The sequence below is a fragment of the Pseudomonas sp. TE3910 genome, from assembly GCF_056279025.1.
Genome location: NZ_JBWBQN010000001.1, coordinates 424,667 through 437,145 on the forward strand (window position 1 = coordinate 424,667; position 12,479 = coordinate 437,145).

General features: G+C 62.4%; 9 protein-coding genes and 1 pseudogene. 1 reads left to right on the forward strand and 9 read right to left on the reverse strand.

Annotation, left to right across the window (positions count from 1 at the left end; translation table 11 throughout):
* Nucleotides 1–31: 31 nt before the first annotated feature.
* The 8 genes from ACZ9H3_RS01900 to ACZ9H3_RS01935 form a co-directional block, all read right to left on the reverse strand.
* The gene (locus tag ACZ9H3_RS01900; protein ID WP_476219254.1) at nucleotides 32–1,987 is read right to left on the reverse strand and encodes a DNA topoisomerase III; all 1,956 of its coding nucleotides are present in this window, start codon (nucleotides 1,985–1,987) and stop codon (nucleotides 32–34) included.
* Between the two features lie 221 nt (nucleotides 1,988–2,208).
* Entirely contained in the window at nucleotides 2,209–3,489 is a 1,281-nt protein-coding gene (locus ACZ9H3_RS01905) for a bifunctional O-acetylhomoserine aminocarboxypropyltransferase/cysteine synthase (protein WP_330523117.1), read from the reverse strand.
* Between the two features lie 102 nt (nucleotides 3,490–3,591).
* Entirely contained in the window at nucleotides 3,592–5,043 is a 1,452-nt protein-coding gene (locus tag ACZ9H3_RS01910; protein WP_065760775.1) for a SulP family inorganic anion transporter, read from the reverse strand.
* Between the two features lie 143 nt (nucleotides 5,044–5,186).
* Complete coding sequence (fusA, locus tag ACZ9H3_RS01915; protein ID WP_065760776.1) at nucleotides 5,187–7,292, reverse strand: elongation factor G; 2,106 nt, start codon at nucleotides 7,290–7,292, stop codon at nucleotides 5,187–5,189.
* 91 nt (nucleotides 7,293–7,383) lie between these two features.
* Nucleotides 7,384–7,773: a tautomerase family protein gene (locus tag ACZ9H3_RS01920; protein WP_102053430.1), complete on the reverse strand. Its 390-nt coding sequence runs from the start codon at nucleotides 7,771–7,773 to the stop codon at nucleotides 7,384–7,386.
* A 29-nt stretch (nucleotides 7,774–7,802) separates the two neighbouring features.
* Nucleotides 7,803–8,222, reverse strand: coding sequence for a DUF7832 domain-containing protein (locus ACZ9H3_RS01925; protein ID WP_102053429.1), 420 nt, complete (start codon nucleotides 8,220–8,222; stop codon nucleotides 7,803–7,805).
* Between the two features lie 163 nt (nucleotides 8,223–8,385).
* Nucleotides 8,386–8,730: a hypothetical protein gene (locus tag ACZ9H3_RS01930; RefSeq protein WP_099774250.1), complete on the reverse strand. Its 345-nt coding sequence runs from the start codon at nucleotides 8,728–8,730 to the stop codon at nucleotides 8,386–8,388.
* A 48-nt stretch (nucleotides 8,731–8,778) separates the two neighbouring features.
* Entirely contained in the window at nucleotides 8,779–10,377 is a 1,599-nt protein-coding gene (locus ACZ9H3_RS01935) for an inorganic phosphate transporter (protein ID WP_330523119.1), read from the reverse strand.
* A 213-nt stretch (nucleotides 10,378–10,590) separates the two neighbouring features.
* Here ACZ9H3_RS01935 and ACZ9H3_RS01940 point away from each other — a divergent pair.
* Nucleotides 10,591–11,038, forward strand: a pseudogene (locus ACZ9H3_RS01940) (GNAT family N-acetyltransferase).
* Here the strand turns inward: ACZ9H3_RS01940 and ACZ9H3_RS01945 are convergent.
* Nucleotides 11,013–12,476: a right-handed parallel beta-helix repeat-containing protein gene (locus ACZ9H3_RS01945; RefSeq protein WP_476219259.1), complete on the reverse strand. Its 1,464-nt coding sequence runs from the start codon at nucleotides 12,474–12,476 to the stop codon at nucleotides 11,013–11,015. The pseudogene ACZ9H3_RS01940 and the gene ACZ9H3_RS01945 overlap by 26 nt on opposite strands.
* Between the last annotated feature and the right edge of the window lie 3 nt (nucleotides 12,477–12,479).

Below are 12,479 nucleotides of genomic sequence, written 5' to 3' on the forward strand. Positions count from 1 at the left end.
GAGTTGATCCAGTTGATGTGTATACACGTTTTCAGCGGGCCTTTGGCGCCGCGGTTTTCTTCGGACGTTTGGCGCTGCTCGATGGTTTACGCGCTGCGGCCTTGCGTTTCTTTTTCCAGGGGGCGCTGCTACCCCCGGCTGGAACTGCCGGGCCGCTGATGTTCAGGCTGAGCCCGGCACATCGCTCGACCTGCTTGCTCATCCATGCCGATTGCTTGGCAACGAACGCCTCCAGGCTCATCTCGCCGGTTTGCACCATGTCCAGTGCCTGCTCCCAGATAGCCGTAGTGCCTGGGTCGGCAATGGCCCGAGGTACGGCGTCGATCAGGCTGCAGGCAGCCGGGGTGGCCGACAACGCCTTGCCGTTCTTTACCAGGTAGCCTCGGTCGAGCAAGCCCTGGATGATTCCGGCACGGGTCGCCTCGGTACCAATACCGGTGGTGTCCTTGAGCTTTTGCTTGAGCCGTGGATCGTCGACCAGTTTGGCGACGTTCTTCATGGCCTTGATCAGGTCGCCCTCGGTGAACGGTTTGGGCGGCTGGGTCCAGAGGTCCTTGAGATTGACCCCGGCCACGGCGCAGTGCTGGCCTTTGCTCAGTGCCGGCAACACCTGCGCTGCCGGCGCTTCGCGACCTTTGCCTGGGGTCAGGGCTTCGGGCAGGGCGCGGCGCCAGCCGGGTTCGACGATACGCTTGCCAACGGCGCGTAGTGCCTGACCGGCACAGTCGAAGTCGGCCTCGGTGCGGTCGTATTCGTGGTTGGGCAGAAACTGCGCCAGGTAGCGCGCACGGATCAGGCTGAACACCGCCTTGTGCTTGCTCGGCAGGCGCCCCAGGTCGATGGCCGCAGCGGTAGGGATGATGCCGTGGTGGGCGCTGACCTTGGCATCGTTCCAGGCGCGTGAGCGGCGTTGCGGCTCCAGATAGGGTTGCAGTGCGGCCAGGCTGGCGTCGGCCCGGCCCAGTGCGGCGAGAATGGCCGGGGCCTCGCTGTGCTGGCTCAGCGGCAGGTAGCCACAGTCACTGCGTGGGTAGGTGATGACCTTGTAGGTTTCATACAGCGCCTGGGCAATGTCGAGGGTTTCCTGGGCGCCCAGGCCCAGCTTTTTCGAGCAGAGCTCCTGCAGGGTGCCGAGGTCGAAGGGCAACGGGGCGGCCTCGCGTACCCGTTCAGTGCTGACGTTCACTACCTCTGCGCTGGCCGCGCCGCCAATGGCCTCGGCGGCGTGCTGTGCCAGTACCGGGTTGAGGCAGCGGCCCTGATCGTCACAGGCGTCTTCCGGGGCGCGCCACTGCGCGGTAAAGCTCGCATTGGCGCTGCTCAGCGTCACCTCGATGGCCCAGAACGGAACCGGCACGAAGTCGGCGATGCTGCGGTCGCGGTCGACCACCAGGCGCAGGGTAGGGGTTTGCACCCGGCCAACCGGCAACACCCCCTGGTACCCGGAACGACGGCCGAGCAGGGTGAACAGGCGACTCATGTTCATGCCGATCAGCCAGTCGGCCCGTGAGCGACCCAGGGCCGAGTGATAGAGGCTGAACGTAGCGGCACCGGGCTTGAGCGCTGCCAGCGCCTTGCGGATCGAGGCGTCGTCGAGTGCCGATAACCACAGGCGCTGAATCGGCCCACGGTAGCGGCAGTGCTCGACCAGTTCACGGGCGATCATTTCACCTTCGCGGTCGGCGTCGGTAGCGATGACCAGTTCACGGGCTTCGCTGAGCAGGCGTTTCACCGCCTTGAACTGGCTGGCGGTTTTCGGTTTGACCAGCATCTTCCACTGCTGCGGCACGATGGGCAGGTCTTCCAGTACCCAGCGTTTATAGCGGGCATCGTAGGCGTCAGGTGGTGCGGTTTCCAGCAGGTGGCCGATACACCAGGTTACGCAGAGGTCGTTGCCGACCCAGCAGCCATCACCGCGCCGGTTGGCGCCGAGGACTTTGGCGATGTCCTTGGCCTGGGAGGGTTTTTCGCAGAGAAAGAGGCGCATGGCCGATGATGAGTCTGGCGGCTATAGAAGTTGCATAGCATGCGCAGGGTGGCGGCGAGAGGCAAGCATTATCTGTATGGATGTACAGTCAATTGTGTCTGCGGGTTTGCCAGGGGCTGGGCAATCCGCGGGTGCGGTCTTGCCAGCTGCCTGATCCTCGCAGGTTGTGGGAGTGAGCCTTGCCCACCAGTAGCAACCCTGCTAACGCTAAAAAAACCGACTCAGCCTTGTGCAGAGGCCTTCAGCGCCTGCGCCAGGTCGGCCAGGATGTCGTCGCTGTGCTCGATGCCAATGGACAGGCGCACCATGTCACGTGGCACTCCGGCCTTCTCCAGCTCTTCGTCGTTCAACTGGCGGTGGGTCGTGGAGGCCGGGTGGCAGGCCAGCGATTTGGCGTCGCCAATGTTCACCAGGCGTACCACCAGTTTCAGCGCATCGATGAAGCGCGCCCCGGCTTCCTGGCCGCCCTTGATGCCGAAGGAGAGGATCGACGCCGGCTTGCCACCGGTGTAGCGCACGGCCAGCTCATGCTCGGGGTGGTCCGGCAGGCCGGCGTATTTCACCCAGGCGACCTGTTCATGCTCACGCAGGTAGTTCGCCACTTTCAGCGCGTTCTCGGTATGGCGCTCCATGCGCAGGGCCAGTGTTTCCAGGCCTTGCAGGATCAGGAAGGCGTTGAACGGCGACAGTGCCGCGCCGGTGTTGCGCAGGGGTACCACGCGGCAGCGGCCGATAAAGGCTGCCGGGCCGAAGGCTTCGGTGTAGGTGACGCCGTGGTAGGACGGGTCAGGGGTGTTGAGCAGGGCAAAACGCTGCTTGTATTCAGCCCAGGGGAAGTTCCCAGAGTCGATCACGATGCCGCCGATGCTGGTGCCGTGGCCACCGATGTACTTGGTCAGCGAATGCACGACGATGTCGGCACCGTGCTCGAACGGGCGGCACAGGATCGGGGTGGCGACGGTGTTGTCGACGATCAGCGGCACGCCATGGCGGTGCGCGGCGTCGGCCAGTGCCCGGAGGTCGACGATGTTGCCCGCCGGGTTGCCGATGGACTCGCAGAACACCGCCTTGGTCTTGTCGTCGATCAGTGCCTCGAGCGCGGCAATGTCGTCATGGGCGGCGAAGCGGGTCTGGATGCCGAAGCGCGGCAGGGTGTGGGCCAGCAGGTTGTAGGTGCCGCCGTACAGTTTGGCCACCGAGACGATGTTGTCGCCGGCCTCGGCCACGGTCTGGATGGCGTAGGTGATGGCAGCCATGCCCGAAGCCACGGCCAGTGCGCCGACGCCACCTTCAAGCGCGGCCATGCGTTTTTCCAGGACGTCGTTGGTGGGGTTCATGATCCGCGAGTAGATATTGCCAGCCACCTTCAGGTCGAACAGGTCGGCACCGTGCTGGGTGTCGTCAAAGGCGAAGGAGGTGGTCTGGTAGATCGGTACGGCAACAGCCTTCGTGGTTGGATCGGGGCTGAAGCCCGCGTGAATGGCTAAGGTTTCCAGCTTCATACAGTCGTTCCCTGAGCGTTCGGTTGGAGGAGCGTGAGCATGGGCCGCAGTGTCTGCGTCGGTCAAGAGCTGCCAGGCCTGCTGAAACGCTCCTCCTGCGACTCACTCGCCTGGTGTGTGCATGCCCGCGCGTCTGAGCAGTTGCCTGCAGCGTTCAGACAAGTGCAGCACGCGCAGGTGCTTGCCGGCATTGGCATAGCGTTCGCGCAATGTCTTCAGCGCGGCGATTGCCGAGTAGTCGACAAAGCTCAGGTGGCGGCAATCGAGCGTCACCTGGGCCGGGTCGTTGGCCGGGTCGAACTGGTTCAGGAACTGGGTGGTCGAGGCGAAGAACAGCGTGCCATGCAGTTGGTAACGCTTGCTGCCATCGGCTTCCAGATGGCCGTCTGCGTAAAGCTCGCGGGCTTGCTGCCAGGCAAAGTTCAGGGCAGCAATGATGATCCCGCACAGCACGGCGGTGGCCAGGTCGGTGAACACCGTGATGACGGTCACCGAGATGATCACCAGTACGTCGTTCAAGGGCACTTTGTTGAACACCCGCAGCGAGGCCCAGGCGAAGGTCTGCTGCGAGACCACGAACATCACCCCGACCAGCGCGGCCAGCGGGATGCGCTCGATCAGCGGCGAGAGAAACAGCACGAACAGCAGGATCATCACCCCAGCGATCACGCCCGAGAGGCGACCACGGCCACCGGAGCTGAGGTTGATCACCGTTTGGCCGATCATCGCGCATCCACCCATGCCGCCGAACAGCCCTGAAACCATGTTGGCTGCACCCAGTGCTACGCACTCGCGATCCGGGTAGCCACGGGTTTCGGTGATTTCATCGGTGAGGTTCAGTGTCAGCAGGGTTTCCAGCAGGCCGATCAAGGCCATCAATATCGCATAAGGGGCGACGATGCCGAGGGTTTCAAGGTTCCAGGGTAGCTGGGGCAGTGCAAATACTGGCAGGCCGCCGGCAATGTGGGCCATGTCGCCCAAGGTGCGGGTCGGCAGGTCAAGCAGGTACACCGCAAGGCCGACACCCAGAATTGCAACCAGCGCCGGTGGCACTGCGCGGGTGAGGCGCGGCAGCAGGTAGACGATGGCCATCGTCAGCGTGACCAGCCCGATCATCAGGTAGAGCGGTGCACCACTGAGCCAGGCCTCTGCGCTCTTGAAATGCTCCAGTTGGGCAAGGGCAATGATGATGGCCAGGCCATTGACGAACCCCAGCATCACCGAGTGCGGCACCATGCGCACCAGTTTGCCCAGCCGCAGCAGGCCGAAGGCGACCATGATCAGCCCACCCAGCAGCACCGTGGCGAGCAGGTACTGCACGCCGTGTTGCACCACCAGCGCCACGATCACCACCGCCATCGACCCGGCAGCGCCGGAAATCATGCCTGGTCGCCCACCGAACAGGGCGGTCAAGGTGCAGATAATGAACGCACCGTACAACCCCATCAGCGGGTTGAGGTGCGCGACCAGCGCGAAGGCGATGCATTCGGGCAGCAGTGCGAAGGACGTGGTAAGGCCGGCCAGGGCCTCGGCGCGTAGGCGAATGGGTTTCATGGGGTACCTGAAAAAAACCGACCGGCGAAAGCGGTCGCGGTCAACGGTGTTGGCAAGAAGGGGAGCGGATCTTACGCAATTGGAAATGTCACGGCCAGCCCGCTGGTTGGCCGTGTTGTCTTGAGTGCCGCGTACCGTGGCGGCTAGCCCTGTTTCTTGATAATCACGTCGGTTATGCTGGCTGGCGCTTCTGAATAGCGAATGAACTCCATCGAGTAACTGGCCCGGCCCTGGGACATTGAGCGCATGTCGGTGGAGTAGCCGAACATTTCTCCCAGTGGCACTTCGGCACGCACCACCTTGCCCGCCGGGCTGTCGTCCATGCCCTGGATCACGCCACGCCGACGGTTGAGGTCGCCCATCACATCACCCATGTATTCTTCCGGTGTGACCACTTCGACCTTCATCACCGGCTCCAGCAGCACTGCACCGCCTTTTTGCGAAAGCTGCTTGGTGGCCATCGACGCGGCGATCTTGAAGGCCATCTCGTTGGAGTCGACGTCGTGGTACGAGCCGTCGAACACCGCCGCTTTCAGGCCAATCAGCGGGTAGCCGGCCAGTACGCCGTTCTGCATCTGTTCTTCGATGCCTTTCTGGATGGCCGGGATGTACTCACGGGGGATGACTCCACCGACCACTTCACTGGTGAATTCCAGGCCTTCCTTGCCTTCATCGCTTGGCGAAAAGCGAATCCAGCAATGACCGAACTGGCCGCGACCACCCGACTGGCGGACAAACTTGCCTTCGATCTCGCAGGTATTGCGGATTTTCTCGCGGTAGGCCACCTGGGGTTTGCCGATGTTGGCATCGACGCCGAACTCGCGCTTCATGCGGTCGACGATGATGTCCAGGTGCAACTCGCCCATACCGGAAATGATGGTCTGTGCGGTTTCCTCGTCGGTCTTGACCCGGAACGACGGGTCTTCCTGGGCGAGTTTGCTCAAGGCGATGCCCATTTTTTCCTGGTCGGCTTTGGTCTTGGGCTCCACGGCCACCGAGATCACCGGGTCGGGGAAGTCCATGCGCTCAAGGATAATGGGCTTGTTGATGTCGCACAGGGTATCGCCGGTGGTGACATCCTTCATGCCGATCAGTGCGGCGATGTCGCCCGCGCACACGGCCTTGATCTCGGCACGCTGGTTGGCGTGCATTTGCACCATACGCCCGACCCGTTCCTTCTTGCCCTTGACCGAGTTGAGTACCGCATCGCCTGAGGACAATACCCCGGAGTAGACCCGGACAAAGGTCAGGGTACCCACGAACGGGTCGGTGGCGATCTTGAAGGCCAGGGCCGAGAAGGGCTCGTTGTCGTCGGCATGACGTTCCAGGTGTTTGTCTTCGTGCTGCGGGTCGGTGCCGTTGATGGCCGGGATTTCCGAAGGGGCCGGCAGGTAGTCGATCACCGCGTCGAGCATCAGCGGCACCCCCTTGTTCTTGAACGACGAACCGAGGATCGTCGGCACGATCTGGTTGTCCAGGGTGCGCTGACGCAATCCTGCCTTGATTTGCGCCGTACTCAGTTCGACACCGTCCAGGTACAGGCTCATCAACTCGTCGTTGGCTTCGGCGGCGGCTTCGATCATGTGGGCACGCCATTCTTCTGCCAGTGGCCGCAGCGCGTCGGGGATCTCCTCCTCGCGGTAGCTGGTGCCCTGGTCATCGTCGTTCCAGTAGATCGCTTTCATCTTCACCAGGTCGATCTGCCCGACAAAGTGCTCCTCGGCGCCGATGGCCAGTTGAATCGGCACCGGGTGGTGCCCCAGGCGCTTGTCGATCTGTCTCACCACCCGCAGAAAGTCGGCGCCCTGGCGGTCCATCTTGTTGATGTAGGCCAGGCGAGGCACCTTGTATTTGTTGGCCTGGCGCCAGACGGTTTCAGACTGCGGCTCGACGCCGTCGGCGCCGCTGAAGACCACCACCGCACCGTCGAGCACGCGCAGCGAGCGTTCGACTTCAATGGTGAAGTCAACGTGGCCGGGGGTGTCGATGATGTTGAAGCGGTACTTGTTCGGGAACTGCTTGGTCGAGCCTTGCCAGAAAGCCGTGGTGGCTGCCGAGGTGATGGTGATGCCGCGCTCCTGCTCCTGGGCCATCCAGTCCATGGTCGCGGCGCCGTCATGCACCTCGCCCATTTTATAGTTGACCCCGGTGTAGAACAGGATGCGTTCGGTGGTTGTGGTCTTGCCGGCGTCTACGTGCGCAACGATGCCAATGTTGCGGTAGAGCTCGATGGGAGTGGTGCGCGCCATGATGGGTCACCTGTACGTGTGCGTGCTGGGTATTCCCAAAGTAGCAGAACAATCGACACTCGGCGGGCGCCACCCGGACATACGGCGCCTGTCAGACCTCAACCTTGTAGTTCAACCCCAGCTCATCTCCCGGTAGGCCGCGAATACCCCAGTTCTCCCGCGGGGTTTCAGACAGGGTAATTTCCACATCCTGGGCGCTGATGCCGGTGCGTTCGCCGATGTACAGGAACAACAGGCGAATGAGTGCTTTCTTCGCCTGTACCGAACGGCCCTCGAACAGGCTGATCTCAATGATGGTGTACTGGTGTGAGCGGTCGTCGGGGTAGAGGAAATCCGCCGGGTCCAGCGCAATGAAACGTTGGAAACGTTTCTCGACCGGATACGCCAGTGCAGCCATCACTGCGGCATGAATCGCCTCCGACAGTCCTGTGCGGTGGCGCTCCAGTGTCGAGCGCAGGCCATAGACCTTTATTTGTGCCATGGGTAATCCATCCTTGGAAATGTGCTGGGTCAGATTGTGGTGCTGGTTGCGAGGTAAAGGTCCTTTTGCCACTGCGCAAAGCGTTCATCCAGGCGTGGTTTCAGCCTGTCGAAGTTGTCCCAGGTGTCGGCCACACTGCTGGGGCGATCACCCTTTGTCGCCAGCAGGTCCTGGCAGTCGGCGGCAAACTGGCCGTTCTCGATGGCCAGGTAGTGGGCGACGAAGGCATTGCCCTGGCGGTTGAGGTCTTCCGCGTTGAGCCTGCTGTCGCAGCACTGGCGAAAGAACAGGCCGGGCGTGAGGGTACGTTCAACCAGCGAATTGATCTCGTAGTCGAAGTCTGCCTGAAAGTTACGGCTGGTCAGGGACCGTTGCACGGCCCAGGCGACGAACAGGGCGGTGTGGGGCAGTGTGGCAAGGGCTCGCAAGGAGGCGTCATCGTACGTCATGGGGCTCATCCTTTTTTGAATCATTATTCTTCCAGGGCAGTTAGCCTACACCACAACGCTGCCTGCTCGCAGCCAAGGCCCCATGTATCACTATGACGAGTAGGGGTGGGCAGGCGCAGTGCTTGCAGGCGGATGCCTGGACGCGGGTCCGCGAGCTGCGGGTTCAGGTGGCACGAAACTCCCAGACAATCTCTACCACACGCACCGCCAACAGCATGTAGACCAGGCACAGAATGACCTGCAGGAGCAGCGGATGGCGGGCCTTGGACAGCTTGCGCAGGCCGTCGGCCATGTTCAGCAGCATCAGAAAAACGGCCAGCGCTATCAGCCCGACGCCGGCCATGTGCGCTGCGAACAGGCCGAAATACACTTGGCCATCACCGGTGAGCGTGCTGCTGCCAGCCGCCAGCAGCAGCGAGCACATGAGAAAGTTGCGCAGGTTGTCGAAGACGTCCTTGTTCAGCCCATTGTCCAGCAGACGGCAGATGTGGCGCAGCAGTTCAGCCATGGCAAGGCTCCGCGAGGTGGCGAGGGTGCCTTGAGTATGGCTGCTGTTTCAGAACACCTGGCGCAGTAACCAGTACAGGCTACCCGACAACACAATCGCCGCCGGCAGGGTCAGCACCCAGGCCATCAGCAGGTTGGCGATGGTCCGTAGCTGCAGGCCCGAGCCATTGGCGGTCATGGTGCCGGCCACGCCAGAGGACAGCACATGGGTGGTCGAAACGGGCAAGCCGTACAGGTCTGCCGCGCCAATGGTGAACATCGCGACCAGTTCGGCGCTGGCGCCCTGGGCGTAGGTCAGGTGGGTCTTGCCGATTTTCTCGCCGACGGTCACCACGATCCGCCGCCAACCGACCATGGTGCCCAGCCCGAGGGCGATGGCCACGGCAACCTTCACCCAGAGGGGAATGTAGTGCGTGGCATCGTCGATCTGCCGTTTGAAGTCGTGCAGGGTGGCCTGGGTCGCTGGATCAAAGTGGATCAGCTTCTGCTTGTCCATCAGGCGAATGGCTTCGCTGGTCAGGTACATGTCGTTGCGCACATTGGCCATGGCCTCGGCCGGTACGCCGGCAAAGGAGCCATACCCCTTGACCTCTTGGCCAATCAGGCCGGCGAGCGCGGCCAGGGCGGGTAGCAGATCGGCATTTGCCTGCTGGCTGCGAATGAAGGTGGTCAGGGTCTGTCGCGGATCGTCGGGTGCCGGCTGTGGCGCCGTGCGCACCAGCGCCTGTTGGGTGGCCTCGGCCACGAAGGCGAATTGCACGGATTGTTCAGCAGGCATGGTGCGGTTCAATGCATAGGCCATCGGCAGGGTTCCGACCAGAATCAGCATGATCAGCCCCATGCCTTTTTGCCCGTCGTTGGAGCCATGGGCGAAGGACACACCGGTACAGGTCAGGATCAGCATCCCGCGAATCCACCAGGGCGGTGGTGCGTTGCCGACGGGCGCCTGGTACAGCGCCTTGCGCTTGACCAACAGGCGCAAGGTCAGCAGCAACAAGGCCGCGCAGACAAAACCGACCACCGGTGACAACAGCAACGAGTAGCCGACCTTGCTGGCCTGGGTCCAGTCTATGCCGCTGGTGCCGTTGCGACCGTGCATCAGGGCATTGGCCACGCCAACGCCGATGATTGAGCCGATCAAGGTGTGTGACGATGAAGCCGGCAGCCCCAGCCACCAGGTTCCCAGGTTCCAGACAATCGCCGACAGTAGCAGGGCGAAGACCATCGAGAAGCCGGCCGACGAGCCGACTTGCAGGATCAATTCCACCGGCAGCAACGCGACGATACCGAAGGCTACTGCGCCACTGGAGAACAGTACGCCGAGAAAATTCCAGCAGCCCGACCAGATCACGGCGAACGAGGCCGGGAGCGAATGGGTATAGATGACCGTGGCCACCGCGTTGGCGGTATCGTGGAAACCGTTGACGAATTCGAACCCCAGAGCGATTACCAGGGCTACGCCCAGCAGGACAAAGGGTGTCCAGGTGGTAATCACCGTGCCGCTGGCACTGACATCGCGAAACAGGCTCCAGGCGGTGTACACCAACCCGGCCAGCAACAAGGAGAAAAACAGGGTCAGCGTGGCGCGGCTGGGAGTTTGGCTAACGCTTGAAAGTGCAGAGCGTGTCGCCAGTGTCGGGGTGGTCATGAGAAGGGGTCCAGGTAGCGTTTGCCATGAAGTAACGAGCCGTGCGTGACCAGCATAGAAACAAACAGTGATGGCGATCTGATCTTGATCAAGTAAACCTGTAAGTGCGTACGTTTTACTGACAAGCGTTGTATCGTCCACAGCGTCCGTACAGTCGCTGATACGCTGTTGATCCCTTCGTCGGCAAGGCCGGCATTTTTGGTTGATCGTTTAATGACCCTGCAACTGATTCGCGCTACTGACCAGCACTTGCCTTTTGCTCGCGCGCTGACGTGCGACAACATGCTGCCGTATTACCGGGAGTACGACCTCCTGTGGATGGATGAAGCCTTTGATCAAGCCTGGACCTGGCGTGAGCAATGGCTGATCGTCGAGGGCGAGCAGTTACTGGGTTTTTGCAGCCTGAGCCAGGATGCCCGGGCGCTGTTCATTCGCGAGCTGCAGGTGATTGCAAGCGCCCCGGGGGCGGGGCGTCGGTTCCTGGGCGTTGGAGCAGTTGGCGGCCTGGGCGGCAGCGCGGCGCCTGCCGTTGTTGCGCCTGACCGTATTCAAGAGCAACCCGGCGCAGGGGTTGTACCGGCGCCGGGGCTTTGAAGCGGTGGGTGAGGACGATTGCTTTGTGCGCATGCAGCGCGTTATTGCACGGCAGCCACCTGGCTGACGCGGATCACCTGGTGCTGACGCAGGGTGGCGTCGAGCAGTAGGCTCTGTACGGGCAGCAAATCGCCGATCAACAGGTTCTGTAGCAGGGGTGTACCGTTGAAACGGTTAGGCCCCAGGTCCACCTGGTTCAAGCCTTCGACCCGCACCACCGCCTTGCCGACCTGGCCCAGGGTGTTGCCGCTAAGAATCAACGGGCCGGGCAGGGCGCTGGCATTGCGCAGGCTGACGGCATATTCCGGGGTGTTGCCAATACGGTTGTTGATCAGCGTTGCCGCGGCGACTTCACTGGCATCTATCGCGCTACCCTGGCTGCTGCCGATCAGGTTGTCGTCAATCAGCAACGGTGCAGTGCCCGTGGGTTGCAGGCTGCGCAGCAGGATACCGTTGCCCCGGCTGGCGCCGATGCGGTTGCGGCTCAGTACGAGTGCACCGTGTTGTTCGCTGACCTCGATGGCAGCCTTGTTGGCGCCAAGGATCAGGTTGCTCTCGACCAGCGCCCGGGTGTTGCCACGCAGGCGGATGGCGCTGTTGTTGTCGACGCCGCGGATCTGGTTCTGGCTGATCAGTGCCTGGCTGTCGCGGATATCCAGGGCGTATTGCTGTGAATGCTCAAAGCGATTGCTGTCGAACTGGGCCAGGGTATGTTGCAGCTCTACGGCACTGAGTTCGTTGAACTGGCTGTTACGCACCAGCAGCGTCGCCGGTCGGCTGTTGGCGGGTTGCTGCACGCTCAGGGCGGTACTCAGGCCACGCGACAGGTTGGCGTTGTAGCCCAGGCGGTTGAGGGTCGAGTTCAGCACCTGGGTGTGGCTGCCAGCCCAGGCCACCACAAACGGCCGCCAGGCCCGGTCAGTACTGCCTGGTTTGTCGCCCGCGACGCTCTCCAGGCGAGACTGGTTCAGGCCCAGCCAGCCCTGGTTGATCAGCGCAGTACCGGAGTAGCTGTACAGGTACAGGCTGGTGCCTTCGAGCACCAGGCCACCGTCGCTGGCGATCATCAGTGGGTAGCTGAGCAGGTAGCCGTCCTTGTAGCGCTTGAGGATGCGCTCGTCCTTGAGGGCGTCATGCAGTTGCGCAAGGGTGACGCTGCCACTGCGAATCAGTACGGCGTTCGGGTGGTGCGCCTGATAGCCGGCAATGGCACGGAACAGGCCGTTGTTGACGAACGGCTCGAACGGCCAGCTACCGCCCTGGGAAGAGAACATTGGTTGCAGGCTGACACTGCCGCGTGCGGCGGGGCGCGGGCGTTCAGGCGTTTGCATTTGCACGGCCTCACGGGCCTGGGCCTGCAGCTGTTGCAGGTGTGCTTGGTGCGCTGCCGTGGCAACGGTGCTCAGTGACTGCTGCAGCGGCAGGCTCTGGCTGGCGGCGTGAGCGCTGCCAGCCAGCAACAGCGCCAGGCAGGGAAGGTAGAGGTGACGGGCAAACAAGGCCATGGC

What these genes read in the sequence shown, in the direction of transcription:
- ACZ9H3_RS01925 (WP_102053429.1), bottom strand. Translation starts at nt 8,222, where the DNA reads ATGACGTACGATGACGCCTCCTTGCGAGCCCTTGCCACACTGCCCCAC.
- ACZ9H3_RS01945 (WP_476219259.1), bottom strand. Translation starts at nt 12,476, where the DNA reads ATGGCCTTGTTTGCCCGTCACCTCTACCTTCCCTGCCTGGCGCTGTTG.
- fusA (WP_065760776.1), bottom strand. Translation starts at nt 7,292, where the DNA reads ATGGCGCGCACCACTCCCATCGAGCTCTACCGCAACATTGGCATCGTT.
- ACZ9H3_RS01920 (WP_102053430.1), bottom strand. Translation starts at nt 7,773, where the DNA reads ATGGCACAAATAAAGGTCTATGGCCTGCGCTCGACACTGGAGCGCCAC.
- ACZ9H3_RS01905 (WP_330523117.1), bottom strand. Translation starts at nt 3,489, where the DNA reads ATGAAGCTGGAAACCTTAGCCATTCACGCGGGCTTCAGCCCCGATCCA.
- ACZ9H3_RS01930 (WP_099774250.1), bottom strand. Translation starts at nt 8,730, where the DNA reads ATGGCTGAACTGCTGCGCCACATCTGCCGTCTGCTGGACAATGGGCTG.
- ACZ9H3_RS01935 (WP_330523119.1), bottom strand. Translation starts at nt 10,377, where the DNA reads ATGACCACCCCGACACTGGCGACACGCTCTGCACTTTCAAGCGTTAGC.
- ACZ9H3_RS01910 (WP_065760775.1), bottom strand. Translation starts at nt 5,043, where the DNA reads ATGAAACCCATTCGCCTACGCGCCGAGGCCCTGGCCGGCCTTACCACG.
- ACZ9H3_RS01900 (WP_476219254.1), bottom strand. Translation starts at nt 1,987, where the DNA reads ATGCGCCTCTTTCTCTGCGAAAAACCCTCCCAGGCCAAGGACATCGCC.